Source organism: Candidatus Pantoea formicae (assembly GCF_011752625.1).
In the GTDB taxonomy this organism is placed as follows: Bacteria; Pseudomonadota; Gammaproteobacteria; order Enterobacterales; family Enterobacteriaceae; genus Pantoea; species Pantoea formicae.
In genome coordinates this window covers 747,577-773,566 of record NZ_VWXD01000003.1, presented here as the reverse complement: position 1 = coordinate 773,566, position 25,990 = coordinate 747,577, and the positions used below count along the sequence as shown (strand labels likewise).

The 25,990-nt window shown below is 50.9% G+C and carries 29 protein-coding genes and 1 tRNA gene; 11 read left to right on the top strand and 19 right to left on the bottom strand.

Annotated elements, in window-relative coordinates; all coding sequences use genetic code 11:
* The first annotated feature begins 25 nt into the window (after positions 1–25).
* A complete protein-coding gene (locus F3J38_RS12325) occupies positions 26–943 on the top strand; it encodes a 2-hydroxyacid dehydrogenase (protein ID WP_167138721.1) in 918 nt (305 codons plus the stop codon).
* Between the two features lie 29 nt (positions 944–972).
* On the opposite strand, the gene F3J38_RS12320 is transcribed toward F3J38_RS12325, so the two are convergent.
* From F3J38_RS12320 to F3J38_RS12305, 4 genes are all read right to left on the bottom strand, one after another.
* Positions 973–1,794: a sugar phosphate isomerase/epimerase family protein gene (locus F3J38_RS12320; protein WP_167138720.1), complete on the bottom strand. Its 822-nt coding sequence runs from the start codon at positions 1,792–1,794 to the stop codon at positions 973–975.
* Between the two features lie 288 nt (positions 1,795–2,082).
* Positions 2,083–2,158 (bottom strand) — tRNA-Asn (locus tag F3J38_RS12315).
* A 103-nt stretch (positions 2,159–2,261) separates the two neighbouring features.
* The gene (gene mtfA / locus F3J38_RS12310) at positions 2,262–3,029 is read right to left on the bottom strand and encodes a DgsA anti-repressor MtfA (RefSeq protein ID WP_167138718.1); all 768 of its coding nucleotides are present in this window, start codon (positions 3,027–3,029) and stop codon (positions 2,262–2,264) included.
* Between the two features lie 173 nt (positions 3,030–3,202).
* Positions 3,203–3,883 carry an ASCH domain-containing protein gene (locus F3J38_RS12305; RefSeq protein ID WP_084935570.1) on the bottom strand — a complete coding sequence of 227 codons (681 nt, stop codon included), beginning with the start codon at positions 3,881–3,883 and terminating at the stop codon, positions 3,203–3,205.
* Positions 3,884–4,475: 592 nt separating this feature from the next.
* Between F3J38_RS12305 and F3J38_RS12300 the strand changes: the two genes are divergently transcribed.
* Together F3J38_RS12300 and F3J38_RS12295 are read left to right on the top strand one after the other, a co-directional pair.
* Positions 4,476–5,174 (top strand): phosphohydrolase, encoded by a 699-nt coding sequence (locus tag F3J38_RS12300; RefSeq protein WP_167138716.1) that lies wholly within the window; start codon positions 4,476–4,478, stop codon positions 5,172–5,174.
* Positions 5,175–5,250: 76 nt separating this feature from the next.
* Positions 5,251–5,499 carry a hypothetical protein gene (locus tag F3J38_RS12295; protein WP_167138714.1) on the top strand — a complete coding sequence of 83 codons (249 nt, stop codon included), beginning with the start codon at positions 5,251–5,253 and terminating at the stop codon, positions 5,497–5,499.
* A gap of 36 nt (positions 5,500–5,535) precedes the next feature.
* Here F3J38_RS12295 and F3J38_RS12290 read toward each other — a convergent pair whose 3' ends face one another.
* From F3J38_RS12290 to F3J38_RS12280, 3 genes are all read right to left on the bottom strand, one after another.
* Positions 5,536–7,137, bottom strand: coding sequence for a methyl-accepting chemotaxis protein (locus F3J38_RS12290; RefSeq protein WP_167138712.1), 1,602 nt, complete (start codon positions 7,135–7,137; stop codon positions 5,536–5,538).
* Between the two features lie 122 nt (positions 7,138–7,259).
* Positions 7,260–8,651, bottom strand: a complete 1,392-nt coding sequence (gene dcm, locus F3J38_RS12285; RefSeq protein WP_370661723.1) for a DNA (cytosine-5-)-methyltransferase — start codon at positions 8,649–8,651, stop codon at positions 7,260–7,262.
* Between the two features lie 93 nt (positions 8,652–8,744).
* On the bottom strand, positions 8,745–10,640 hold the full coding sequence (locus F3J38_RS12280; protein WP_167138708.1) for a putative phage tail protein: 1,896 nt from the start codon (positions 10,638–10,640) through the stop codon (positions 8,745–8,747).
* Positions 10,641–11,050: 410 nt separating this feature from the next.
* Between F3J38_RS12280 and F3J38_RS12275 the strand changes: the two genes are divergently transcribed.
* The 6 genes from F3J38_RS12275 to dgcQ all read left to right on the top strand — a co-directional run bounded on the left by F3J38_RS12275 (position 11,051) and on the right by dgcQ (position 15,111).
* Complete coding sequence (locus F3J38_RS12275) at positions 11,051–11,527, top strand: very short patch repair endonuclease (protein WP_167138706.1); 477 nt, start codon at positions 11,051–11,053, stop codon at positions 11,525–11,527.
* A gap of 70 nt (positions 11,528–11,597) precedes the next feature.
* Positions 11,598–11,873, top strand: coding sequence for a hypothetical protein (locus F3J38_RS12270; protein ID WP_167138704.1), 276 nt, complete (start codon positions 11,598–11,600; stop codon positions 11,871–11,873).
* Between the two features lie 11 nt (positions 11,874–11,884).
* Complete coding sequence (locus F3J38_RS12265; RefSeq protein WP_167138702.1) at positions 11,885–12,796, top strand: DUF808 domain-containing protein; 912 nt, start codon at positions 11,885–11,887, stop codon at positions 12,794–12,796.
* Positions 12,797–12,832: 36 nt separating this feature from the next.
* Complete coding sequence (locus F3J38_RS28275) at positions 12,833–12,967, top strand: hypothetical protein (protein ID WP_255253243.1); 135 nt, start codon at positions 12,833–12,835, stop codon at positions 12,965–12,967.
* A gap of 180 nt (positions 12,968–13,147) precedes the next feature.
* Complete coding sequence (locus tag F3J38_RS12260) at positions 13,148–13,327, top strand: YodC family protein (protein WP_084935562.1); 180 nt, start codon at positions 13,148–13,150, stop codon at positions 13,325–13,327.
* A gap of 131 nt (positions 13,328–13,458) precedes the next feature.
* Positions 13,459–15,111, top strand: a complete 1,653-nt coding sequence (gene dgcQ / locus F3J38_RS12255; protein ID WP_167138700.1) for a cellulose biosynthesis regulator diguanylate cyclase DgcQ — start codon at positions 13,459–13,461, stop codon at positions 15,109–15,111.
* Here dgcQ and F3J38_RS12250 read toward each other — a convergent pair.
* The 3 genes from F3J38_RS12250 to yodD all read right to left on the bottom strand — a co-directional run bounded on the left by F3J38_RS12250 (position 15,108) and on the right by yodD (position 17,743).
* Complete coding sequence (locus F3J38_RS12250) at positions 15,108–16,328, bottom strand: glycosyltransferase family protein (RefSeq protein WP_167138698.1); 1,221 nt, start codon at positions 16,326–16,328, stop codon at positions 15,108–15,110. The genes dgcQ and F3J38_RS12250 overlap by 4 nt on opposite strands.
* A gap of 23 nt (positions 16,329–16,351) precedes the next feature.
* Positions 16,352–17,149, bottom strand: a complete 798-nt coding sequence (locus F3J38_RS12245) for a mannosyl-3-phosphoglycerate phosphatase-related protein (protein ID WP_167138886.1) — start codon at positions 17,147–17,149, stop codon at positions 16,352–16,354.
* A 360-nt stretch (positions 17,150–17,509) separates the two neighbouring features.
* Complete coding sequence (gene yodD / locus F3J38_RS12240) at positions 17,510–17,743, bottom strand: YodD family peroxide/acid resistance protein (RefSeq protein WP_084935559.1); 234 nt, start codon at positions 17,741–17,743, stop codon at positions 17,510–17,512.
* A 316-nt stretch (positions 17,744–18,059) separates the two neighbouring features.
* Between yodD and F3J38_RS12235 the strand changes: the two genes are divergently transcribed.
* Together F3J38_RS12235 and dsrB are read left to right on the top strand one after the other, a co-directional pair.
* On the top strand, positions 18,060–18,218 hold the full coding sequence (locus F3J38_RS12235) for a YqaE/Pmp3 family membrane protein (protein WP_034824466.1): 159 nt from the start codon (positions 18,060–18,062) through the stop codon (positions 18,216–18,218).
* A gap of 67 nt (positions 18,219–18,285) precedes the next feature.
* Positions 18,286–18,480 carry a protein DsrB gene (gene dsrB, locus F3J38_RS12230; protein WP_205298218.1) on the top strand — a complete coding sequence of 65 codons (195 nt, stop codon included), beginning with the start codon at positions 18,286–18,288 and terminating at the stop codon, positions 18,478–18,480.
* A gap of 134 nt (positions 18,481–18,614) precedes the next feature.
* On the opposite strand, the gene F3J38_RS12225 is transcribed toward dsrB, so the two are convergent.
* The 9 genes from F3J38_RS12225 to fliL all read right to left on the bottom strand — a co-directional run bounded on the left by F3J38_RS12225 (position 18,615) and on the right by fliL (position 25,909).
* Complete coding sequence (locus F3J38_RS12225) at positions 18,615–20,321, bottom strand: methyl-accepting chemotaxis protein (RefSeq protein ID WP_167138694.1); 1,707 nt, start codon at positions 20,319–20,321, stop codon at positions 18,615–18,617.
* A 176-nt stretch (positions 20,322–20,497) separates the two neighbouring features.
* The gene (gene rcsA / locus F3J38_RS12220) at positions 20,498–21,133 is read right to left on the bottom strand and encodes a transcriptional regulator RcsA (protein WP_039327754.1); all 636 of its coding nucleotides are present in this window, start codon (positions 21,131–21,133) and stop codon (positions 20,498–20,500) included.
* A gap of 628 nt (positions 21,134–21,761) precedes the next feature.
* Complete coding sequence (fliR, locus tag F3J38_RS12215; RefSeq protein ID WP_084935557.1) at positions 21,762–22,550, bottom strand: flagellar biosynthetic protein FliR; 789 nt, start codon at positions 22,548–22,550, stop codon at positions 21,762–21,764.
* Complete coding sequence (fliQ, locus tag F3J38_RS12210) at positions 22,550–22,819, bottom strand: flagellar biosynthesis protein FliQ (protein ID WP_084935556.1); 270 nt, start codon at positions 22,817–22,819, stop codon at positions 22,550–22,552. Before fliQ ends, fliR begins: the two co-directional genes overlap by 1 nt.
* 63 nt (positions 22,820–22,882) lie before the next feature.
* Complete coding sequence (fliP, locus tag F3J38_RS12205; protein WP_167138884.1) at positions 22,883–23,614, bottom strand: flagellar type III secretion system pore protein FliP; 732 nt, start codon at positions 23,612–23,614, stop codon at positions 22,883–22,885.
* Entirely contained in the window at positions 23,614–24,009 is a 396-nt protein-coding gene (gene fliO, locus F3J38_RS12200) for a flagellar biosynthetic protein FliO (RefSeq protein WP_167138692.1), read from the bottom strand. Before fliO ends, fliP begins: the two co-directional genes overlap by 1 nt.
* Before the next feature lie 2 nt (positions 24,010–24,011).
* Positions 24,012–24,419 (bottom strand): flagellar motor switch protein FliN, encoded by a 408-nt coding sequence (fliN, locus tag F3J38_RS12195; protein WP_167138690.1) that lies wholly within the window; start codon positions 24,417–24,419, stop codon positions 24,012–24,014.
* Positions 24,412–25,419 carry a flagellar motor switch protein FliM gene (gene fliM, locus F3J38_RS12190; RefSeq protein WP_167138688.1) on the bottom strand — a complete coding sequence of 336 codons (1,008 nt, stop codon included), beginning with the start codon at positions 25,417–25,419 and terminating at the stop codon, positions 24,412–24,414. The genes fliN and fliM overlap by 8 nt, the downstream gene beginning before the upstream one ends.
* Positions 25,420–25,423: 4 nt before the next feature.
* The gene (fliL, locus tag F3J38_RS12185; RefSeq protein ID WP_167138686.1) at positions 25,424–25,909 is read right to left on the bottom strand and encodes a flagellar basal body-associated protein FliL; all 486 of its coding nucleotides are present in this window, start codon (positions 25,907–25,909) and stop codon (positions 25,424–25,426) included.
* Between the last annotated feature and the right edge of the window lie 81 nt (positions 25,910–25,990).

The following is a 25,990-nucleotide window of genomic DNA, read 5'->3' as shown; positions in this document are numbered from 1 at the left end:
AATTTGAAAATGATAGGGGGAGAGGATGTCCATTATATTACGTGCGAATAAAGTTCCACAGGCATTGGTGGATGGGTTATCGGCGGGTAATGAAATTATTGCTCTGGATAGGCTATCGCCAGAAAAATATCATGAAATTGAAATTATCTTAGCCAGCGGTGAATCGGTTGTTAATGATGCGTTGATCAATAAGCTGCCGCACGTGCGTTTGATTGCGGTATTTGGCGTAGGTTATGACGGCATTGATATTTATGCCGCCCAGCAACGCCATATTACTGTGACTAATACACCCGATATTTTAACTGATGATGTGGCCGACTTGGCGATAGGTTTGATGCTCAGCGTTGCGCGGCGGATTAATGATGCGCAGCGTTTTATTGAGCGAGGATCTTGGCAAAACGGTTCTTATCCACCTGCGGTTAAAATCAGTGGGAGGCGGTTGGGCATTGTGGGCTTTGGTCGTATTGGGCGCGCTGTGGCCCGCAGGGCTCAAGGATTTGACATGCAGATTGGGTACTACAGTCGCTCACAATCTGCTATTGAGGGTGTCACTTACTTTCCTTCTCTGGTCTCGCTGGCTGAAAATAGCGATGTGCTGATGGTGTGTGCCAGCGGAGGCAAGGAGAGCCATCATCTGATTAATAAAGAAGTACTTGATGCGTTGGGACATGATGGCATCATCATCAATGTTGCACGTGGGAGTGTCATTGACGAAGCAGCATTGTTAGCAGCGATTAACATGAATCACATTGGTGGGGCAGGGCTGGATGTATTTGCAGATGAACCACATGTCCCTCAGGCATTTTATCAACGGGAAAATGTGGTCATCACGCCACATATTGGCAGTGCGACTCAGGCGACACGCGCCGCCATGGCGAAATTAGTCATGGATAACATTGCCGCTTTCCAGGCGGGTCAACCGCTGCTGACACCGGTCATTTAATCATGAGGGGGCTTTGCCCCCTCTTTTTATCAGGCGTGCCATGCACGCTGTAAAAACTCCCGGCACTGGCGTTCATTATCCCACAGGTCATCTTGATCGGTGGTGCGCATCTCAATTGCAACCGAAATCGCGCCAAGTTCCCCAGGCAGCGGCAGATGACGGGCGGTATTAATGATGTGCGCAGCGGTAGTCTGTGTCAGGAAACCAGGTTCGCCAAACTTCATGTGATAATCACCAAAGCCGGCGGTTTGTGGATCAAGGATGGCGTTAGCGAGATGCAACTGAGAAATCAGTGGCGCTGCCAGCCTCAGTGATTCGGCCAGATCTTCCTGATTCAGGGCGACATGCGCACTGTCCCAAGCGAGATAAAGCTTTGGACAATCAGGACGGAGTGCTGTCATCCATTCAACGGTCTCACTGGTGGGACCAATCAACTGGCATTTATGTGCAAAACGGTCGAGCGGTTCGATCTGCAGCAACATTCCCTCATATTGACCTACCTCCTCACCAATGCGCACTATCGCTTCACTGAACCCCTTCATTGCCTCGGCGCGTGGCGCATCACCGGGATCGCTTCCACTCACCAGTGAAAGCTTGGTGGTGCCACATTCCGCCGCAAGGTGCACCAGCTCACAAGCGCGTCGAATTGATTTTTCGCGTAACGCAGCATCCAAACTACTCAGGTTTAACTGCTCCTTTAATAACTCAAAGGTTAGCCATTGCGTGACATGAAGGGCATGTTGTTGTGCCAGCGTACGTATCTTTTTAGCCGTAGTGGGTTGATGGAAAATACCGGTTTCAAAGCCTTGGTAATAGTCACTGATGGCAATTTTTTCAATGACTTGCAACATGGCATTTTCATCTGATGCTAATGGAAAAAAGAGTTCAGCGAGATGTGCGGAAGGATAGAAAGTTGTCGCCATAATCTAGACATAGCCTCCTGTTTAAAAAAGATAATACGTTCGGAAGTGGAGTGAATATTGACGGGTGATGAAGTAAGAATAGGTGCTCATGAACAAATGAACAATATATGTTCTTATGATCATCTCAGCATTATGATGTGGATCGCAGTTTGAGTGGATGAATACGCTGAATGCAAAAAGCCCGCTCAAGTTTCCCTGAGCGGGCTTCTCTAAATATGGCTCCTCTGACTGGACTCGAACCAGTGACATACGGATTAACAGTCCGCCGTTCTACCGACTGAACTACAGAGGAATCGTGTGAACGAGGCGAATATTAATGGTGCTCCACAAATGTGTCAACAGCTAAAAACACATTTGTATTCAACTGGCTAGCAATAGTACAAAGCGATGGCTAATTAAACAGAATCCACGACGAAACGAGCCATTGGATCCTGTCGGTAGAAACGTTGTAAGTGGGTATACATGTCTGGGAAGCGCTCAGCCAGCAGATTGGGGGCGCTAAAGAAGTACTCCGAAAGCACCGCAAAGCATTCTGCGGCATCACTGGCAGCATAAGGATCGATAGTGGCGGCCTGCTCGCCGACTAGCGCGACTTCGGCTTCAATCTCCTCCATCGCTGTCAACAGATCCTTTTCCCACTGAGCAACATCACGTAACGCTATCGCTGGAATACCGCTGGTGTATCCGCTGCCGCGTGCATCCAGCTTGTGTGCCACTTCATGGATCACCAGGTTGTAACCGGAGAGGTCGAAGGAGTCCTGAATATCCAACGCATTTAACACCACCGGGCCTTGCGTCCAACTCTGTCCAGCATGCACGGCGGGGGATTGGTGGACCAGGCCGCGATCATCTTCCCAACGGTCATCAACACGAAAAGGTTCGGGGTAAATCAACACTTCATGGAAGCCGTCCAGCCACTCCAGACCGAGTTTTAAGACGGGTAGGCAAAACAGGAGTGCAAGCCGTGCGAACTGCAGTTCAGTGAAGTGCAGCCCTTGCAGCAGGGAGATTTTCTTCTGCTGTAAGAAGCGCTGGGCTAGCGCAGTGAGGGCGACCTGCTCGTCTACATCCAGCAGCGAAAAAATAGGTTGTGCCAGCGCCTGCTGCCAGGGAAGCGCCATGACGGTGGTATCAACCTGCGCATTCCACGGCCATTTAAACATCGTGTGACTCGCTCTGCTGGGCGTAAGGGATTATCTTGGCGCGGCAGGGTAAAAAATGCCAGCGCAGAATCAAAGCTGAGTATTCAATCAGTTGCTACGGGATTTGTCTGTGATTGGGGTGGCAAAGCGAGCAGATAAAATAAAGGCCGCCACGGAGGGCGGCCTGAGAGGCGTTAGCCTTCGCGTTCGACGCGCTGGAATTCGATCACCCATACCCATGGGTTCACTTCCCAACTGGTCGCGCCATACTGTTTCTGCCACGCTTTGCGGTAGGCTTCTTTCGGGGACTCCGCGTTCATGTTCATGGTAAAGAAGTTATTCAGGAAGTGGGTATCGGTCTGCACCCCTTCCGCCATGATGTCATCTTCGCTGATGTCCTGAATCTTTTCGGCGCGCACGGATGTGATCGCCAAATCAATGCGACTGGCCCAACGCGGCATGTGGATGGCGGTCTGCCAGCCAAACTGCTCGGCGTGTTGCACATCTTCATCCAACTGACCTAATTCATTACTGTCAGCGCGATACTGGCAAAACGCGGGGGTGCGGAAGGGAAGAGGATCGCGCTCATATTCCGCCAACTGTTCTTCCGGCACGATCGGACCGCGCCAGGTTTCTCTTACCCATAAACGGTCGCCCACCTGTCCAAAAGGGCAGTGTGAGCTGATATCTGCCATCGACATCAGTTTATAACCGTGCAGGTGGTTAGCGCTGACGTCAAACGCATGTACACCTTCATGATAATCCTGACCCGGGCCAAAGGCCTGAGTTTTCATAATGCGCCGGGTTTGCGTTTGCTGGCCAATCAGTAGGGCGCGAACCCGCTGTTCGGAAAAAAGAATCGGCCGTTCTTTCATTACGTACCTCGTGTAGTGTCACTAACCCGGAGAACTTCGACGAAACATCCGCATCGGCAGATGAGAGAATCAGCATAATGGGTTTGAATCAATTTGCTTAATAATTTGTCGCCTCAGTATCAGGCTATTCCTGCATATTCCGGTTTTAAAAATGGCTCATAAGCAAAATGCGTGCTGGAAACAGCAATGCAGCCAGCGTCGAGCCAGAAATATCCCCTATACAGTACGTTATAACGGCCGTCATGGGAATCTTTTCGGACTTTTCCCGCAGTGTATATCACCGATGATCGGTGTTAATCAGCCGGTTTAACTGGAATAAATCAATATCATGAAAATTGTTGATGGTTAAAATAGATTACCTCTGTTTAACAGAGTTAATTAACTTAAACGAGACTAAGGAAATACCTAAAACGTGATCTAAGCTGGGAAACCCGCATTAACAGCGCTATAACAAGATCGGGATCGCATTTTTGCGCTTTGCACATCCAGGAGGGATGTAAAAAAAGTGTCACGACCATACCGCTATGATGTCCTCCAGGAGCAGCACCCTGAATGAGCGGTGCTTTTATAACAGCAATAAAGGAGAAGCACGATGTCACTCACCCGCTGGCAACAACGTTACGAGAACTGGCTGCAGCAGAACTGGCTGCATGACGATAAAGCCCATGATATCGCGCACCTGCGTCGCGTCTGGATGAGCGCGACTCGCATTATGCAGCACAGCGTCGCTGACCCCATGGTGGTCCTGACCGCCTGTTATTTCCATGACGTGGTTAACCTGCCGAAGAACCACCCGGAGCGTCATCTGGCTTCTACCTACGCCGCAGAAGAGACGCGACGAATTCTGCAACAGGATTTTCCAGACTTCCCAGAAGCGCTGTTAGACAGCGTTGCCCATGCGGTTCAGGCGCATAGCTTTAGCGCGAGAATTGCTCCCCAAACGCTGGAAGCGAAAATTGTACAAGATGCCGATCGTCTGGAATCTTTGGGGGCCATCGGCCTGGCGCGTGTTTTCTACACTGCCGGAGCATTGGGACGTCCGCTGTTCGATAGCGAAGATCCATTAGGAAAAGAGCGTGAATTGGATGACGTAAAATGGACGTTGGATCACTTCCAGAAGAAGCTTCTGCGCTTACCGGAAACCATGCAAACCGAGGCAGGACGCTTGTTAGCAGAGCACAACGCGGACTTTCTGGTGCAATACATGGCCAAGCTGTGCGCAGAGTTGCAGGGGAATCTCACCGCTATTGATGAGTCGGTGTTAAGGGACTTCAGCCCTATACACTCCTAATATTAAATTTTTATGACAGTCTGTTAACTTTCATATTCTTCCGCTACGTTGTTGTAAATCAAAAGGGAGTATGAAGATGACCGAGACCGTTAACTTAACCATTAAAATTGACCCGGCGCTGAAAGAACACATCAAACAGTTAGCCGCAGATAACCAAATCTCCATGAGTCAGGAGATCGTTAACCGCTTGCAGGCCAGTTTACATGCTGTTGAGCAACAGGACGTTGATAATCTGCATACCGAAGAGGCGGTGGCTGAGCAGCTTTCCGCTTCTGAACTGAAGCAGGTTCGTGCGCTGCTGAAGAAAGGCAAGAAAAAGAAATAAGCGAAAAAACCCGTCAAAATTGACGGGTTTTTTTATTTATGCGGCATTGACGCGGAATTGCTGCGCGCGTTGTGCTAGTCGATCTGAAAGTTCACGTAATTGCGCAGCGGCCTGCACCTGATGCGCGTTAAGTTTTTCGTTTTGCTGTAGCTGCTGACTCATCTCGACCACTTCCTGGGCAATTTTGCTGACGCGGTGGCTTTGCGCCGTGGAGTTTTGCTGCAACTCATCCAGCTGGGTTACCACGCCAGACACCGCCCCGCTAATCTGCGCAAACAGCACTTCCAGTGATTTCACTTTATCAAAACCATCGTTGACGTGCTGCTGCGTGTGCTGAATCAAGCCATCGATCTGGCGTGTAGATTCGCCGCTCTGCTGAGACAGCAAGCCCATTTCTTTCGCGACGACGGAGAAACTACGACCATAAGCACCCGCATGTGCGGATTCTATCGCGGCGTTAAGCGACAGTAACCGAGTCTGCATGGACAGGCTATCCAGCATGCCAACAATCCCAGCGATATCCCCCGAGGCCGTGACAATCTGCTGCATCTTATGCTCCATATTATCGACTTCAATGGCGCAGTTGCGCATCAGTTTATCGGCAGACTGGGCTTCCTGGGTAGCTTGCTGCGAGAACTGTGCGCCAATCTCAACTTCTTCTGAAACACGATGCAAACGCTGCGACAGATGGTGGAAGCTGGCATTCTGTGTCTGATGTTGCTGCATCACCTGTTCATTATGCTGCTGCATATCTTCAGCACCGGCCGCAACGCTTACCGCAACCGTATTGATATCACTCACAATTTGTTGCAGGCCATCGCGCATGGACTCAATCGATTGAAACAGCTGGCGTGTCTCCAGAGATTGGCGTCGTGGGGTGGTGTGGCTGGGCACTAAATCCCCCGTCGCAATATGCTCTAACTGCTGATTCGCACGGCGCAACGGGAGAAGTACACCGCGCATGACCAGGCTGGATGCGAGGACCAGCATCGCCATCAATATGCCACTCACAATCAGCGACATATTACGGCTCTGCTTCAACGTGCTGAGCGTGTTCTGGTTGACGCTGGTCAGTTGATGGTTGGCCTGTTCGATTTCACTGAACCAGGCATCATTAAACTGCTGCTGAAATGCCTGCATCGGCACCATGAAGAAAGCGTTGATATCGTTGGCCGCTAATCCTTTGAGCTGCTCCTGCAATCCCTCCGCCAGCATGGCAAACCCTTGCGCCAACGGGCTGTCGGCTTTAGCGTGATAAGCCGTAAATAACGACTGCGCTTTTTTCAACGACTCATCCGAGGCGGCCGCAAGGCTCTTCCAGCTGTCCACCGATCCACTCTGCTGGTCCTGCATCAGGTAGATACCGGCACGATGGCTATTATCACTGGCCGTCAGTAATTCGATTCGTGCTTTATCCAGCAGTGCCAATCTTTCCCGCAGTTGATTGGCTTGCTGTAAAGAGGTTTGTGTTTGGTTAACGTGATTATTGAGCAGGAGTACGCCTGCAAATTGGAGCAGACAAAACACCACAATAAACAGCAGAAACTGACTGCGTAAGCTGGTGAGCCACAGCGGCATGCGCAATGAAAATCGGTTACGAAAACGCAGCGGTAAGGAGATAACGGAAAGGAGTGACATCTAACGCCCCCAAAAATAAAAAGGATTATTGGGAGGGTAGGTGACAGTTGGGTGACAGCGGACGCGATTCAGTGCAAAACAGCACAAAGCGCGTCCCTAAAGGAAATTATGGACCTGGGGTGCTAGGTGTTGCGATGCTGGTGTTGCTGAATCAACGGCAAAAGAAGCTGGGCGACAGCAGCAAAAACCGGCACGACCACGGAATTACCGAACTGTTTATAAGCTTGGGTATCAGAGACAGGGATGCGGAAATGGCTTTCACCAGGCGCCTCAAACCCCATTAACCGAGCACACTCACGCGGCGTTAAGCGACGGGGACGACGTGCCATATTGCTGGCTAGTTGGAAATCGACTTCACCTTGCGCATGATCCCAACCACGATCGATCAGAATCTCTGAGCCATCTTTGTAATAACGCGCAGAGAGGGTACGTACGCAAACGTTGGGATTATGCGGATCGTTAAGCCCGAAGCCAAAACCATTGCCTTTGGCTTTGTGCTTTTTCGCGTACTGATACAAGTACTGCCAAAGCGTCGGGGACAAGATGTACTTTTCCTCTGGGGCGGTTTCCAGCAGGCTCTGCAGCGAAGGCACTTGCGGCGGATAAAACTGCGCGAGCGAACGCAGTGAGAAGCCGTCACTCAAGCCACTGTCACGGCGAATGCCAACCAGCACGATGCGTTCGCGATGTTGCGGCAAGAAATGGCGCGCATCGACAATCTTTGCATCCGGCGCACCGCTATCCGCAGCATCAGCCACGTCGTAACCCAGCTCATCCAGCGTTGCCATGATGATGGCAAATGTACGTCCCTGGTCATGGCTCTTAAGATTCTTGACGTTTTCCAGCACAAAAAATGGCGGCTTTTTGGCCGCGAGAATACGTGCCACGTCGAAAAACAGCGTGCCCTGCGCTTCGCACTCGAAACCGTGCGCACGGCCTAGCGCATTCTTTTTACTGACACCTGCCAGAGAAAACGGCTGACACGGAAAACCCGCCAGCAGAACTTGGTGATCGGGAATGGTTTGGTCAATGTGCTGATAAATCGCCTGTTCGTCCGTCAGACCAGCCGGCTGCGTAACCAGGCGAATATCGCTGTTAAACTGATGCTGGGCAGGATCGCTGTAATGATTGGCTTTATAAGTCCTTACAGCTTCTTTATTCCATTCACTGGTGAAGACGCACTGACCGCCAATCTTTTCAAAGCCGCGGCGAATTCCACCAATCCCAGCGAACAGGTCGATAAACTGAAACTCAGGCGTGTCGTAATGCAGCGGACGTGACGGCAACAGCGCCTGCAGGCTGCTGACTTCGCGGCTGGAGAGTGCCGGAACACGGCTTTTTTCCTGACGAATACGGTTCAACCGAGAGACGCTCCAGTCGAGGCCTCCAGCATCGGTTAAGGTCTGCAGTACATCACGCGTGGCGTAAATATCGAGGACCTGCAATAACAGCGATGTCGCGTCATCCGAAGCAGCAGTAAACGGGGAGGGCGAAGCCGTCGCGGCGGGTTCGATAGCAAGCATGCGTTTTTCCTTAACAGTGAAGCCGCTATGCTATCACTCCTCAACCTGTGAGGAAATTGGCGGGACGTGCCCGCCAGTGATACATCACTTTTTCTTGCGCACTTCCAGTGCATATTCTGCGCCATTAATGCGGACTTTTAGCAATTCGGTTTCATCCCTAAACTCAGTTAACGTCCCTTTGCTGGCATGTAACAGCAGCTCACCATTGTGGTTGTAGCCATATCCTACGCGGGCGTTACCGGTCCAATGCTGCTCAAACACGCTGGGTGTTTTGACGGCTTCATCCAATTCGCTGGATTTAGCGGTATCGCATTTCGTGAATATTTTGCGATATAAGAAGTGGGTGCCCGCCTCCATGCGACTCTCGCCATTGGTTTCCAACAGCACCTTAGCGGATGCCGTATAGGAGCTGAGTTTCACGAAAATACGGCATTCGCCACTTCTTATTTGCTCAACCTGCACCTGCGATACCGGGCAAGACCCTTCACCAGACCATGTGCATGCGATCTGCGATTTCAGACTTTGCAGATAGATATGCGCCACCCCTTCTGATGTTCTGTCGGTGGCATCCAACTGCGTGCTGCTCATACTGTTATAGGCAGCGGTACCTATGACGCGCATATGCACTTGCTGTCCCAGCTTGAGCTGCACTTCAGCAACACACCACCAGCTGTGAGCATCTTGCAAATTATTCATCTGATGTTGTGCTGTGATGTAATCGTAATTTAGCGCGCCGTTGATGATGATACCCGTGTTATCAATCTCAACTGAACCACGTTCATACTCCGACAGCCACTCAATATCGCCAGGGCGAGGGGTAAAGTCGAAGCCGTTACCTCCCTGGATATTCTTCTGTAAGGTGATGGTCCGGCAGTACGCCATTTTCAGCGGTGTTTCACAGCCTTCAATGCTTAGGGCCTCCAATATCCACTGCCCGTTTGAGATATCGCCAGGATCGGATGAGTGTTCAATCCAGCCATTACGAATCATCGCTTGCGTACAGCGCGGAGCATAAATAGCGGGTTGCGCTTTGTTGCGTTGAATATTGAAGTTGGACAGTTCGATAGCGGTCGAATGGTCCCATTTCCCGTTGGGATTGTCTGACCAATAGGCGTGAATCAACGAGTTCTGGCAGTCGCGGGCGTACCACTGATCGATTTTGCAATCCAGGGTGTCGAGGATATCCAGGCCACGTCCACCAAGGTTGCGGAATTCAATACTGCTGACGCGCAGAAATTGCCCCGCCTGAATAATATTTTTGAAGAAGCCCTTACTGTTGGTTGAGCTCCCCGTTGCGCTGCTTTCACCATCAATAACAAAGCCAGAGATCTCGACGTATCGTGCATTGACGTTGAACATCACTTGATTGTCTTTACGGTCAGAAACCAGCGTCGTGGTGGGAAAATAGCCAAAATTGACCGGTGCACCAGAGAGTTTGAATCGGTTCACCTCTTTCGACGCAATATCAAATTGAGAGAGGAGGAATTTGCCGGCGGTGAAGCGAATTCCCGTAGCGGGATAGTTAGCTTGCGACCAGTCAAACATTCGTTTGACCGCTTCAACACAATCCGTTTTACCGTCGGCGACGGCACCAAAATCGAGTACCGTCACGCTGTTATAATCGAAAAGCACACGCTTCCAGCGAGCACCTTTAGCTGTGACAAAGGTGATGCCGAAGTCCTCTTTCGTCGTGTTGTCGCTTTTATCGTAAACAAACAGGCCACCGCCCATGGCTGTGCCAGCAGTGTATTCCAATACGGATGCCAACTCTCCTGCTCGCGTTGGTTCAGTGGCACGCAGCGCCGCAATGTCACGTACCTGAATCAGCGCTTCACCTCCCCGATTATCTGCCAACTCGAGCACGACTTTACTGAAACTCAGCGGGTTACCGCTGGCGTCAAACACCGTGAGGCTATTGCTGACAGCGCTATCAATACTGTTTTGTGTCGCGAGCGTGCCATTGTCTGGATTATTTACCATGGTGAGTTCCTTTAAATTGAAAAGAAAAACAACAACGGGAAAAAGTATAAGTGCATGATTGTTAATGTGTTGGGACGGGCCAGCGCGGAATTAAGGGAAATGACTGACGCTTTTTAGGCTGTGTCTGGAACATCCTGATTTCGATTCATAAAGCGAAACGGCAGAATGGTGATTTACAGAACAATCGCAGCACTGTTTTATTTTTTGCTGGACCCGTTAAATCCAGAGGTGGGAAGGGTTAAAGCCTGTGTCTGTAAGAAGTTTAATCGAATTGTGCTCGAACATATTTATTGAGCTTATGTTGTCACATCATCAGGTTGCGCCATGACAAGCCCGCGTGTTGTGCTGGCCAACTTTCGCTTTTGCCCCAAACCGCTAAAGTTGAAGGAGCCCCAAACCAAGGAGACGCCATGGCAGATGTCCACTCACAAGATATCCGCAGCAAAAATATGCGTGCGATTCGCCAACAGGATACGGCGATTGAGCAGCGTATTGCGTTGATTTTAAAAGATCGTGGCTTCAGTTATCGCGTGCAAGATAAGGCGCTGCCTGGCCGCCCTGACTTTGTGTTGCCACAGGAGAAAGCGATAATCTTCGTCCACGGTTGCTTCTGGCATCGACATCATTGCTATTTATTTAACATGCCCGCCACGCGCACCGAATTCTGGGCCGGAAAAATCAACAGTAATGTCGAGCGTGACCGGCGCTATATCCAGCAATTACAGGAGAACGGCTGGAAGGTCTTGATCGTGTGGGAGTGCGCGTTGCGCGGTAAATTGAAACTGGAAGATATGGCATTAGTGGAAAGGTTGGAAGAGTGGCTGTTGGCGGCATCGCACAGCGGCGAAATCGATCATCATGGGCTGCATCACTATCGTATTGAATAGTGCGCGATTGTTGCTTTTAAACGCCATAACGGTTTAGATCAGCCCTTTCTCTGGGACGCGGAAAAGAGCCATGAGCAGCATCAAACTGACGGTCAAACGCCTGTATCAACTCCGTGATGAGCGGATGGTGAACACCCACGCAACGGCACGCATCTATCTTGGCGAGCAGTTAGTGGCCACCGAGGAGATCAGTGGGATGACGGAAAGTCCGGTGAGCAAATATGTGCATGCGGGCGATCTTGCCGGGCAGACACTTCGCGTCGAATGGGACTGTGCGGGCATCGCGGATATGTCAGTGACAGCCGTTGAGCGTTGCCCCTGTTGTCAGGATCACGAACAGGAATAAGGATAAATATTTTGGCAGGAACCAGCTTACTGACACTTCTGGATGACATTGCCACCTTGCTTGATGATATCTCCGTCATGGGCAAAGTCGCGGCAAAGAAGACTGCTGGCGTATTGGGTGACGATTTATCGCTCAATGCGCAGCAGGTGACCGGCGTCAAAGCCAACCGTGAATTACCCGTTGTATGGAGCGTGGCCAAGGGGTCGTTTTTAAACAAGCTGATTTTGGTGCCTTTGGCATTACTGATCTCTGCTTTTGCTCCCTGGCTGATCACTCCCTTACTGATGGTGGGCGGGGCTTACCTTTGTTACGAAGGCGTGGAAAAGGTTTTACACAGCCTCAATCACGATAAAGCTGACAACAGCCCAGAGGCGCGCCAACAACGTCTCGACAAACTGTCCCAGATGGACCCGCGTCAGTTTGAGAAAGATAAAGTAAAAGGGGCGGTGCGCACTGACTTCATCTTGTCGGCGGAAATTGTGGCCATCACGCTGGGGATTGTCTCCGAAGCACCGTTGCTTAACCAGGTTTTGATTCTGGCTGGCATCGCGATTCTGGTGACTATCGGTGTGTACGGCATTGTCGCGATGATTGTCAAAATCGATGACCTGGGCTACTGGCTGCGTGAGAAGTCCTCCACTCTGGCGCAGGGCATGGGCAGCGCATTATTGGCATTGGCTCCTGTGCTCATGAAGATTTTGACCGTTGTGGGAACGATAGCAATGTTCCTGGTAGGCGGCGGGATTATTGTCCATGGCATTACGCCCCTGCATCACGTTATCACGGAATACAGTAGCGGTTTCCACGGTGTCGTCTCGGCGCTGTTGAGCAACGCCGCCAATCTGGTGCTCGGTTTCATCATTGGGTCGATCGTGCTGTTGGGGGTAAATCTGATTGCTAAGCTGCGTGAAAAATCGGTATAAAGCGCAGGAATTTTCTAATCACGGGTCAGGAGAACGATGATGAACGACGATATGTTTGAATTTGATATCGATGCACAGCTGGAGCAGGCTGAAGCCAAAGCGGCTGAAAAAGCCAATGAAGTCCCAGCAGACATCAGCGATGAGGCTGATTGCGAAGGTTGCAAAATCTGATTTTCCCACCCGGGAAACTGCTTCAAAGCCGATAATAATTTTTATCGGCTTTTTTTATAAACAACATTTTTAACTGCTTATTCCGATTTCGTCACAGTAATAGCAATATCCTATAGGCAAAAACCCTGCCCACCTGCTATACCTATTCTCGTTCAATCAACGGAAAAGGGAGGGCGCGGTATGACCTTTGCGATCAGTGACGAAGTTCAGCATAAAGAGGGCGGACCCACTATGGTGGTGACCGGCTATGCCAGCGGAATGGTGGAGTGTCGTTGGTATGATGGCTTTAGCGTGCGCCGTGAGGCGTTCCGCAGTGACGAATTGAGTCATTTGTCAGCAGCGCGCCAACTGGCCAGCTAAGCGCTTGCGGGGCGGTTATCACCGTCCCGTTGCGTTTTACCTATTTGATTTTCCTTTGATCCCTGCCTGTACGGTTTTTCTCCCTCTGACTACACTTTTCGCATTCGCTTTTTACCGGACGACGGTCACCCATGCCCACTTCGCTTTTGCCGCCACGTGCAGGCAATCCTTTTTTGCCGGTGCATCTCTGCTTTCTGGCGGTCTTTCTGTTTTCTGCTTTTCTCACCGTACATGAAGCGATTGAACTAAAAAATAACTGGGAAGAGCGTCAGCGCGCGCAGCTGGCTGAAATCCAAAAGAATCTCGACAGCCGGTTTCAGGAAAGTATCGATGAATTGACGTATTACGAGAGAATGCTCAACTATGCGTTGATGCATCCGCTGGATTCGAGTCAAACGCGCGAAGCCATTACCCGCTTTCAACAATTGCGCCAGCAAACGACTTGGCAATTAAAATTGGCCAGCCTACGTAGTATGCCGCTGAATGGGGTAAGTGACAGTTGGTTGACGCGCGATCCTCTACTGCAGCGCAGTAGCGATCACATTAATGCGGAATTACGCGCCGCAATGGAATTCAGTTTTATCATGCAGTTCAGCGATCCAGGGCAGGATTTCCACTCGCGCTTTTGGTATATCTCGCGCGCCGGTTTTTTTATCAGCTCAAGGCCACCGCAAAGCCCGCAGGAGCTGATTGAAAGTTATACCACCATGACGGAGCGCCCCTATTTTCGCGACCAGGCACCGAATAATCCACAGCGCGGCCGATTGCGCTGGAGTGAAGCCTATCAGGGCGAATTCAAGGAAGGGTTGATGATGACGGTGAGCACGCCGATCGTCAGTAATGGATACTGGTACGGTGTACTGTCGATGGATTTCACCCAGACGCGGATACATGGGTTGATGACCGAAGCACGCCATAGCTTGCTTCAAGGCAAGCTGCTGATGGTAGACCGCTCGCTGAATGAAATCACCCGTTTGCATGCAGCCAATGATACACCGCTGACGCCTGAACAGCAGGCGCGCCTGGAGAAGCGTATCCGGCAGCTACCCGACGGGGTGATGCGGCTTGGCACCCAGTTTTCCAGCTGGGGTAAATTAAAGAATGTGGATGCGTATATCGTCAATATTCAGAGCCTGCGGCAGGGGATGTCGCAGGAGCTGGGCCGTGTTTCATTGTTCTTGTTCAGCATGTGGTTACTATTTGTTCTGCTTTTGGTGGTGGCGCATCAGGTCATTATTCGCCTGGTGCGACGTATGGTCGATCTTTCCGCCAAACTCACCTGGCGTGCCAATTATGACGGTATGACGCGGCTACTTAATCGCAATGCGTTCTTTGAGCAGTTTGTGGCGTTGGCGGCGCGTAGCCAGCAGCAGAAGAAGCCGATTGCGGTTATCCAATTGGATGTCGACCACTTTAAGAACGTGAACGATACCTGGGGGCATGCGGCGGGCGATCAGGCATTGATGCGGGTAGCTGGGGTGATCAGTCGGACATTGCGCAAGTATGATGTCGCGGGTCGTATCGGCGGTGAAGAGTTTTGTATTGTGTTACCCGAAACCACCTTAGCGGATGCCCAGGCGGTAGCTGAACGCATCCGTATTCGGCTGGCGGCGAAAACCATTCTGGTGAATTGTAATGCGACTTTCAATGTCACCTTATCGGCCGGCGTGACCGGGAGTGAAGAGCAGGGCGATTATCATGCCGAGAGCCTGCAAGCCACCGCCGATCGTCGCCTGTATCTGGCGAAAACCGGCGGTCGCAACCGCGTGGTGGCAGAAGATTAAACTTTGCCGTCGTTATCCTCTTCCACTGCCTGATAAATCCGTTGCAGGATGTCAGGGAAAGCCGATTGCACGCGACTCCAGCTGGGAATAAAGGGCTTTTCATTAGGGCGCTCAATAAAGGATTGCCCTGCGTCGAGTATCGCTTGGGTAAACATCTCGACAGCGGCTTCCTCAATATGTTGATCAAACTTAAGGCCATTCATCGTGGCTTCATGGTTGTAGATCTCCATCATATCCAGCGCATTACGATAGTAAGTCGCTTTTAAGACGCGAAACGAGTCGCTGGTAAGTGGCACACCCATCGTGGCCAGTTTGCGCAGCAGGGACTGGACAATATCATTGCTCATACGCTTCAACCCGCCCGTTCCATCTTCTTCGGCCAAAGGCTGATGTTTATGGTCGTAGTTGTCGGCAATCTCCACCTGGCAGGTCTGGCGTGTGGTGTAGTTGCGATAGATCTCCGATAACACGCCAATCTCCAGCCCCCAATCACCGGGGATTTTTATGCCGTTCAGCACATGGGTGCGCATCGCAAACTCACCAGAAAGGGGATAACGGAAGCTGGTCAGGTAATCGAGGTATTCTGAGTGACCATAAACCTTCTGCAGTGAGCGGAGCAGGGGGCCGACCAATAGCCGACCAACGCGACCATTCAATTTGCCATCTGCTACGCGCGCATAAAAGCCTTTGCAGAACTCGTACTGGAATGCCGGGTTAGCCAGCGGATAGAGCAGGCGTGCGAGCATACCGCGTTCATAAGTGACGATATCGCAGTCGTGTAGTGCGACACACTGGCTCCGATCAGAGGCCAAGGTATAACCGGTACAGAACCACACATTACGCCCCTTGCCAGGCTGGCTGGGTGACAGGCCCTCTTTATCCAGCTCAGCATCCAGCGCTTTCAGTCGCGGGCCGTCGTTCCATAAGATGCGGTGACGCTGCGGTAATCGTGAGAAGAATTCGCGGGCAAAGAGAAATTGCTCGCGGTCGGCGCGATCAAGGCCGATGACAATTTCATCCAGATAGGGGACTTTAGCCAATTCATTGACAATGTTATCCAACGCTGGCCCCTCGAGTTCAGAAAACAGTGAGGGCAGAATCAGTCCCATTTTGCGTTTGCGAGCAAAGCGCACCATCTCTTTTTCCAGCGATTCAACGCTGCGGTGGGTGAGATTATGAAAATTAGTAATGACACCGTTTTGGTAAAAATCACTCATCGTCTCATCCTCTGGTCAGGCGGTTAATCGGGTTGCGCCAAAAAGTAGTCGAGTCCTTCCCGCCAGCCTCGCGGGCCGACATGGGCGGTGTGATAGATATTTTGTTGATCGTTGCGCTGTAAGATCACTGGGGTTTTACTGAACCCTTTGATAACGACAGCGTAATCGACCTGCTCCAGCATGGGCGCATCATTTGGTCCATCGCCAAGTCCGATAGTGGTGAGAGGATTGGCTTTATGCTGGGCAAGAGACTGCAACAGCTGCGTCAGCGCAATACCTTTGCCGCAGCCTACGGGCATCACATGCCAGAATCGGCCTCCTTGTGTCAGCGTAAGGCCGTGTTCAGCCAGGGCGATACGGAAGTCATCAAGTTTGTTGCTCTCATCACGCCATAACACCACTTCAGAGGCCTGGCGCAGACGGCTCTGACTCGCCTCAGCCAATGTTAAGCCCGTGAAACGAGCCACCTCAGCATCACTGAAATCGTGAAAGCCGCTAAAGCGGTAGGTGGCCTGCAAGGTACGAAGGGTATTGCACAACGCGAGGTAGTTCTCATCAGGTTCGTTTTGCAGGATGGGCTCGCCATGTAAAGCCACATGGGCACCATTCTCAGCAATAAAGGGGGTGCCAGAGAGGCCGAGGCGTTTTTGTAGAGGAATAATTTCCGCGGCGGTTTTACTGGAGCAGATTACAACAGGAATGGCGTGCTGCTTTAAGCGTGCTAGCCACTCACTGGCCGCCTCCCAATTGTAGTCGTGGTGGTCCAGCAATGAGCCATCAAGGTCGGTCACTATCATCAGAGATGAATCAAGTCTCAGCATCATCACACTCCTTACGCGACGCGTATCCGTAAAGCAGAGAGTAATCAGTATAATAGCGTTATGGCGATCACACTTTTTCGCCGCCTTGCTGCGGGTAAATCTAGGATAATTCTTAAATCGAAACGGCGACAGAACGGTCTGTGCGTGTTTTGTGCGCGGTAGAAGTACCGTTATAACAGGGCGTTTTCGGTAATCCGTGGGGTTGCTAATGCAATTTTGTGCGTTTTATACGCAAAAATGGGACTTGTCTTGTGTTGACTAAAGCGTAACCTCATTCATGTGTTAAGAATTTCCTGGTGTAACGAATTCACTGATTTATTTTACCCGGCGGCCCCGCCGGGTATTTTTTTGAAATCGATTTCATCGATTCACTTCGGTAATCGCAAAGTCGCGAATGTCGAGTTCGAATGCTTCGGCCAGTTCGATATAAGAGTCATAGGCTTCGCCGTTGACTCTTACTCGGTGGGCATGTTCCGACTCCATGAACTCTTTTACCTCACCTGATGTTTTTTTCTGAATCGCTTCCAGCAACGCATCGACATCAATATTCACTTCGCGCTGCACGTTGTCGCTGTACTCTTTGGCGGTAGTCATCGTGAGCCTCCCAGAGGCGATAAGATTCGCCTTAAGTATAGACAACGTAAATTGGCGAGTGGGGAGGGGGACGGCAGGCAAAAAAAAGCCCGCGCTGCGCGGGCAAAAATCCTTGTTACTTTTAGGTTGACTGCGCCTTTGGGGTTGGTGCAGTACGAGGAAGTGTACGAGTTGCTCGCGTCAGAAGTCTCTCTGCTTAGTGTTAAGAAAGTGAAAAGTGTGTTTTTGACAGATCTTTACCTGTAGGACAGCCCGTATATGCCCACAGCGTCTATGCTTAGCTCTTGACGATTATTATTTTTATCAGGGAGTTAGTATGGATTTCATTCGAATCGTGATCGCAATTTTACTGCCGCCTTTGGGGGTATTCCTGCAAGTCGGTTTCGGCGGCGCCTTCTGGCTTAATATCCTGCTGACGCTGTGTGGCTACATTCCCGGCATCGTTCATGCTGTGTGGGTCATCGCGCGACGCTGATCGCGATCAGGCATCGGTCTTTTTCTTCCGTTACACTGTGTGCAGGATATTTTCTGGAGAACAGTCAATGAAGGTCAATGATCGGGTTACGGTAAAAACCGATGGCGGCCCACGTCGGGTTGGCACAGTGCTGGCAGTGGAAGGGTTCAACGAAGGCACTATGTATCTGGTGGCGTTAGAGGATTACCCGTTAGGGATTTGGTTCTTTAATGAGAGTGACCATGCCGAAGGAGTATTTGTCGAGCCGTATGTCGAAGCCTGAGCAACGCTGAATATAGGGTGCATATGAAGGTGCCCCCTACGAACAATGGACAGATTGATCGTAGGGTAGCCATTCATAACGAATGAAAAGCGCTTAACTGACCAGTCGTACGCTTTTCATCGTTATCTATCTGATTAGAACGTTTCCCAATTATCATTGCTGCTGGGTGCCGCCAGTGCGGCACGCGGTGGCAACGTTGGGGCTTTCAATACCGGCACAGAAGTTGTCCCCTGACGCGATGCGGGTCCATCATTTAAGCGGAACGCGGCCACGGCCTGCGTCAGACGTCCCGCCTGATCTTCCAGCGATGCTGCTGCTGAGGAGGCTTCTTCGACCAGCGAGGCGTTCTGCTGTGTCACATTATCCATCTCAGTCACCGCCAGGCTGACCTGCTGAATACCGCGACTTTGCTCATCTGAGGCTGCAGCAATCTCCGACATAATATCGGTCACGCGGCGCACCGCTTCGACAATCTCGCTCATCGTGGAACCGGCTTCACCGACCTGATGTGATCCGTTGGTAATGAGATCGACTGACTCAGCGATCAATGATTCAATTTCCTTGGCTGCCTGCGCACTCCGCTGCGCCAGATTACGGACTTCACTCGCGACCACCGCGAAGCCACGGCCTTGCTCACCGGCGCGCGCGGCTTCCACCGCGGCGTTCAGCGCCAGAATATTCGTCTGGAAGGCAATGCTGTTGATCACATTGGTGATTTCAGCAATCTTTTTCGAGCTACCCGATATATTGTTCATGGTCTTCACGACACCATTGACCAACTCACCGCCGTTCCGTGCTTTACCTGATGCATCGGCCGCCAGCTGGCTGGCGTGATGGGCATTTTCCGCATTCTGTTTCACTGTCGCCGTCAGCTGCTCCATGCTCGCTGCCGTCTGTTCCAGTGCTGAAGCTTGTTCTTCCGTGCGTGAGGACAGATCCGTATTACCGGCCGAGATTTCGCTAGAACCTTGATAAATCGCGACGGCGCCTTCACGAACGGTGCCCACCGTACGAACCAAAGCTGCCTGCATCAATTGGAGATTGTGCAGCAGGCTGCCGATCTCGCTGCGGCCATAGGCTTGTTCTGGCGCGGTGAGGTCGCCCTGAGCAATACGGCCAATACGTTCCACTGACTGCTGCAGAGGATTGATCACCACACGGCGCAGGAAAATGAAGGTCAGCAGCACCAGCACCAGTGCAGCGGCAAATGCCACAGCCATGGCAATAAAGCCCACGCGGGATTGATGGGCGGCTTCAGCATTGATGGCTTCAGCGCGGTCAGTTCGAATCTTAATCGCTTTCAACAACACCGCATTATAAGCATCATCCAGCTTGCGCGTGACGTCGGTTTCCTGCGCCACGATACCTTCAAAGCTGCCCTGCTTGGCCGATTCAATCATCGGCTTCAGCCCTTTATCGATATAGTCATTGAATGCCGCGCTCAGTGGCGCATCCAGTGCAAGGTCTTCGGGGGTTTTTGCTTTGCGGTCCATATAGACTTTAAAGCCCTCGCGCGCTTGTTTAATGCGGGTTTCAGTACGCGCCAAGTCGGCGCGGTAGCCATCCATTTCGCCAATACGGGCAGCAGCACCCGACTGAAGCACATTCAAACGGGCAGTGCGTAAGTGGTTTGAACTGTTAGAAATGCCCATACGGATTTGAATCTCATCCGTTGCATCATTCAGGGAGTTATTACTTTGAATCAGAAAATAACTGGCGAGGGCAATACACAGGGCAAAAAGCAGCAGAATGCCACCAAAGATCATGCTGAAAAGAGGCATCAGGCGCAGGTTCTGCCAGATGCTGAGCTTATATTGCCCATCAATCGATGCTGTTTTCATATCCTTGCTCTCATTTGGGGTAGGTGTTCTGAGAATTAGCATCGGCAGCGACGGACAAAGGATTAGGTGGGGAAATGGGATCTGGCTCGCAAATCGCAGCAAAACGACAAAGGGCCAATCTGCTGAATGGCCCTTTGTCTGCTACGGCTATTTACTCAATCTATTTACCCGAGGGACTATCTCACGTTGACATAAATCCCTGAGGTAACATTGTCGGTAAGACGCACCACATGATAAATAACTTGTTTATTATGTGTCTTAATTTTGCGTTTAATATTACCTTTGTGTGACGATACCGTTTTGGCTTTAATTTGCATCTTATCGGATATTTGAATGGTGTCATGACCTGACATCCACATTTTAAGCATATTTGATTCAGTCTGACTTAATGTCAGTGGGTGAATGTCGAGCCCAGCGGAAATACGCGGAGCGACACTGAGTTTCTTTTGCAGGTAAGTGCCTAATAATGAATCCAACGTCGAGGTTTTTATCGATTTTGACGTAATAATCAGGTTCTTACGAACGTAGAGGTATTCCTCAAAATGGATATTTGATATCGCCATAAAGATAAAGAATAGCGTATCAGGATGTTGCATAATAATGGCACGAATGCGATCGCTAGAATCGGATTCATGAATAAAACACTCTTCGTTAATAAAGACAACGCCAGGCTTTAACTGCTCACATCTTTGTTGCAATTGTTCGATATCAGACACAGGAGTAATATTTTTCTTTTTAACTCCTTTGGCTGACATATAGTCTGATAATCCGAGGCGTGTGTAATTACATGAATCCATAATAATCGTTGGCATTATAGCGACCCTCACCAATTTGTTATCCGTTTAAATCAACGATGAATACGCGTTTGCGGTACGAGAGAGATTTCCAAAGACACTTTTTTATTCTGCTCGGCAGACTGGCGAATGGTATCCGTGCGCCATCATGACTCTTCCCTGAACCCTTCTGCGAAGTTTATTGTGCTACTTCCACGTCACTCTTGTCCCCGCGATAGTGGGAATCGCCGGGAGTTTGCAATAAGTGTGTAAATCGCTCTGTTTTTGAGAGCCCTGTCACTATCGCGCAAGTCACAGACAAATCTGATAGGACAATTCTTAAAAACATTTGAATCGCGAAAGTGTGACGCTTCAGCGAGTGTTGACAATGCCGGAAAAAAGGGATTTAGACAAGAAAAATCGCTGTTAAATTTTTTTTGTTTAAAAACAGCCCTTTGAGCATTTTTTCAACCAATTCACAAGGTTTACCACCTTAGGAATCGTCTGACTAAAATACGCGAAGCCGGGTTTAATAAGAATAATTTTCACCTAAAATGCGCATTTATCAGAATAACCTCAGTTGATTTCTGAGAAATATGGTTCGAAAAATGCACAGATTGATTTTGGATACTTAACTATTGAATGGCATCTGTTGTAGAAAAGTTAATTAACCAGCGCGGGAGAGTTCTGACACAAACTGCGCGAGTAAATCAAAGACTTCGCCGAAGAGATGTTCACAGAAAGGGGCTAGCAGCGGCATCATCATACCCAGGCTAAGGATCCCTACCGTTAAGGTAATTGGGAAGCCAATGGCGAAAACTGACAGCTGTGGTGAAACACGGTTTAACAAACCCAGGGCCATGTTAAGCGTGAGCAATAAAACTATTAAGGGGAGTGCTAACATCATGCCGTTAAGGAAAATTAACCCGGCGGACTTCACCAACGCCATAAATGCATTCGCATTGAGTGGCTGATCGTTAATCGGCAGGGTATGAAAACTGTCCACCAACAGCGAAATAAGCCACAGATGTCCGTTAAAGGTCAAAAATAGCAGCATCGCCAACATATCAAGAAAACGTGCCAGCACGGGCATGTTAAGACGGCTGCCGGGATCAAAGAAGGTAGCGAAGGATAAACCCATCTGTAAGCCCACGACTTCCCCGGCCATACGGACAGCGGCAAAGGCTAACTGCATAGTTAAGCCGATGCCTACGCCAATCAGCAGTTGCTGCAATAAGATCCAAAAGCCCGCCGGCGTAAACAGTGTGACCTCAACGGGAGGGAGTACCGGGATGACAATCCAGGTGGTGAGAATCGCCAGACCAATTTTAACGCGTTTAGGAATCGACTTTTCACTCAGCACCGGTGCGCTGGCAAACAGGGCCAGCAACCGCACCATCGGCCAGAAAAATTGTGCGACCCAATGGATCAGCTGACTGCTGTCGAGGTTAACCATTAACCGATGATATAAGGCAGGTTGGTAAATAATGTGCGCATATAATCCAGCATCAGGTTCAACATCCATGGACCAGCAACGACCACCGTAGCGGCAACCGCCAGAATCTTAGGGATGAACGAGAGGGTTTGTTCGTTAATCTGGGTCGCAGCCTGCAAGATGCTAATGATCAAACCACTGATTAACGCAACCAACAACAAGGGAGCGGCCATCATCAGCGCAACGCGCATGGCTTCCTGGCCCATTACCATTACCGATTCGGGTGTCATGCTGCACTCCTGAAGTTATACGCCGCGACCCTGAGGCCGCCGGGTTGATGATTGCCGCCGATGCTACGAGTAGAAACTCTGCGCCAGTGAGCCCACCAGTAATTGCCAGCCATCAACCAACACAAACAGCATGAGCTTAAAGGGCAGGGAAATGGTGGCGGGCGGGACCATCATCATCCCCAGGGCCATCAGCACACTGGCGACCACCAAGTCGATGATCAGGAAGGGAATGAAGACAGTGAAACCAATCTGGAAGGCCGTTTTCAATTCGCTGGTGACATACGCTGGCAATAGAATGCGCATCGGTACCGCTTCTGGCCCGGCAATCGGCGCGGTGTTGGCGAGACGAGCAAACAGCGCTAAGTCGGCTTCACGGGTCTGACGTAGCATAAATTCACGCAGCGGCTGCGCACCTTTATCAATCGCCACGTCCATGCTGATTTTATCCTGACTGAACGGCAGATAGGCGTCGGAGTAAATCTTGTCGAACGTCGGCGCCATAATAAAGAAGGTTAAAAAAAGCGCGAGGCCCAACAGAACCTGATTCGGTGGGGCAGAGGGTGTGCCCAAGGCATTACGCAGTAAACCGAAAACAATAATGATGCGCGTGAAACTGGTCATCATCAGCAGGATCGCCGGAATGAAGGTCAGCGAGGTGATAAACACCAGCGTCTGCACCGGCAACGACCAACTCTGGCCGCCATTCGCCAGAGGATGGCTCACCAAACCTGGCAGCTGCGCATGGGCAACCGGTGCCAGCAATAACAGTGGCAGAAGGGGAAGCAATCGACGCATCATGGGTTTTTTCCGGGACGTTTAACCAGATTCTGAAACAGCTGACGAAAATCCTGTTGCGCCACCTGATGGCTCGCCAGCTCTTCCGGCGAAACAGGTGGCAAGGAGTGCAAGTGAGTGATTTGTTGGGCGGTCACACCCAGCACCAAACGCGCATCCGCGGTATCGACAATCACCACTCGCTCCTGCCGACCGACCTGCACGCTGGCGCTCACTTTTAACGCCTGGCTACTGACGGTTTTTGGTGCAAATCCGAGACGTTTAGCCAGCCAGCCACAGGCCAGGATCAGTAAAACAATCACGGCCAGCACGCTGCTCACTTGTCCTATTACCGAGCCCGTCGAGACGACAGGCTGGCTATGAACGGGCTGACCGATTTGCGCGTTCTTCAGCATGCTTAACGACTCAGACGACGCATACGTTCTGACGGGGTGATGATATCGGTGATGCGCACGCCATACTTGTCGTTCACTACCACAACTTCACCTTGGGCAATCAAATAGCCATTGATCAGAATATCCAGCGGCTCACCGGCCAGGCCATCCAACGCGACAACCGAACCCTGCGTCAGGCGCAGCAGTTCTTTGATCGTCATCTTGGTGCGACCCAGTTCAACCGTCAATTTGACCGGGATATCCATGATCAAATCGATATCCTGCAGTGAGCCACTGGCGCCATTGCTATCGAAAGACTTGAACACGTTCTCTGTCGGATCAGGCGTGCTGGTGGTCGCCTGCTCGTTCATTGCCTCAGCCCACAGGTCGTCCGCAGAAATATCATCGGACGGTTTTTTGCTGTCACTCATCGGGCTGTTCCTCATTCAGCGAATTCAAAATCGGGTTAATCAGGTGTTCTACACGCAACGCATACTGGCCATTCAAGGTGCCATATTGGCTTGTGAGTACCGGTACGCCATCGACGTGAGCAATGATGCGGTCCGGCTTCTCAATGGGCAGGACGTCACCAGGTTTCAGTTGCAAAATGCGTGACAGACGCAGCGATGTTTCTGCGAAGTGGGCAATCAGCTCCAGCTCCGAGTGCTGCACCTGTTTCACCAGATTGTCGCGCCAGTGGTTATCTTCCTGACGGGAGTTTTCCAGTGGTGGATTGACCAGCAGCTCACGCAGCGGCTCAATCATCGAAAACGGAATACAGATGTTAAATTCACCCACCAGGTTACCAATCTCCACCTGGAACGGCGTGTTAACCACGATATCGTTCGGGGAAGTGGTGATGTTGGTGAACTTTACCTGCATTTCAGAACGAACATACTCCACGTCCAGCGGATAAATCGCTTTCCATGCATCGCTGTAGCCTTCCAGTGCCAGCTTCAACATGCGGCGGATAACGCGTTGTTCCGTGTGGGTAAACTCACGGCCTTCCACTTTGGTCGGGAAACGGCCATCACCACCGAACAAGTTGTCCACGGCGATAAACACCAGACTTGGCGAAAACACCACCAGCGCGGTGCCGCGCAAGGGTTTCAGGTGGATCAGGTTCAGGTTGGTTGGCACCGGCAGGTTGCGGGCGAACTCATGGTACGGCTGAATCTTAATCGCACCGACGCTGATATCCGGGCTACGGCGCAGCAAGTTAAACAACGCCATACGAAAATGACGGGCAAAACGCTCGTTAATGATCTCCAGCGCCTGAAGGCGTTCGCGCACCACGCGACGCTGGGTATTGGGATCATAGGGACGGATATCGCCATCGGTCCCTTTGGAACTGTTCTCTACTTCCGCACTGTCACTGTCGCCATTAAGCAGCGCGTCAATCTCAGCCTGGGAGAGAATGCTATCGCCCATTAAATCACCTCAAAATGAAGGCGGTAAACAGCACGTCACTGACGACCTGTGGCGGTTGATTTTTTACCAGCGGCGGAGCCAGCACCTGTTTGATCTGCTCAACCAGGGCCTGTTTGCCTTGTTCCGTTGCCAACTGCGCCGCATTTTGGCGCGAGAGCAACAACAGCAAACGGCTGCGCACTTCAGGCAGGTAATCATTCAACCGACGACGGGTATCCTCGTCCGGCAGACGCAGAGTAAAGCCTACGTACAACACACGGTCGGGATCGTTGTCAGGATTGACCAGGTTAACCGTAAACGTATCCATTGCAAAAAATACGGGGGCGGCGGGTGGTTCGACTTTCGCCGCTTCCGGTTTGTCATCCCCGTGTTTATTCATCATTCGCCAGACTGCATAGCCTGCCACGCTGCAAGCGGCCAGCGTTACAATCAGTAACACCGGTATTAGTATTGAACGTTTGCGGCCTTTAGCTTTCGCGTTATCAGACATGTTTGCAGTTACTTCCTGTGAATTATGGGCAAGCCTCTCGGCTCGCCTGGACAGATTATCCCGCGTCTTAAGTCAAACAAT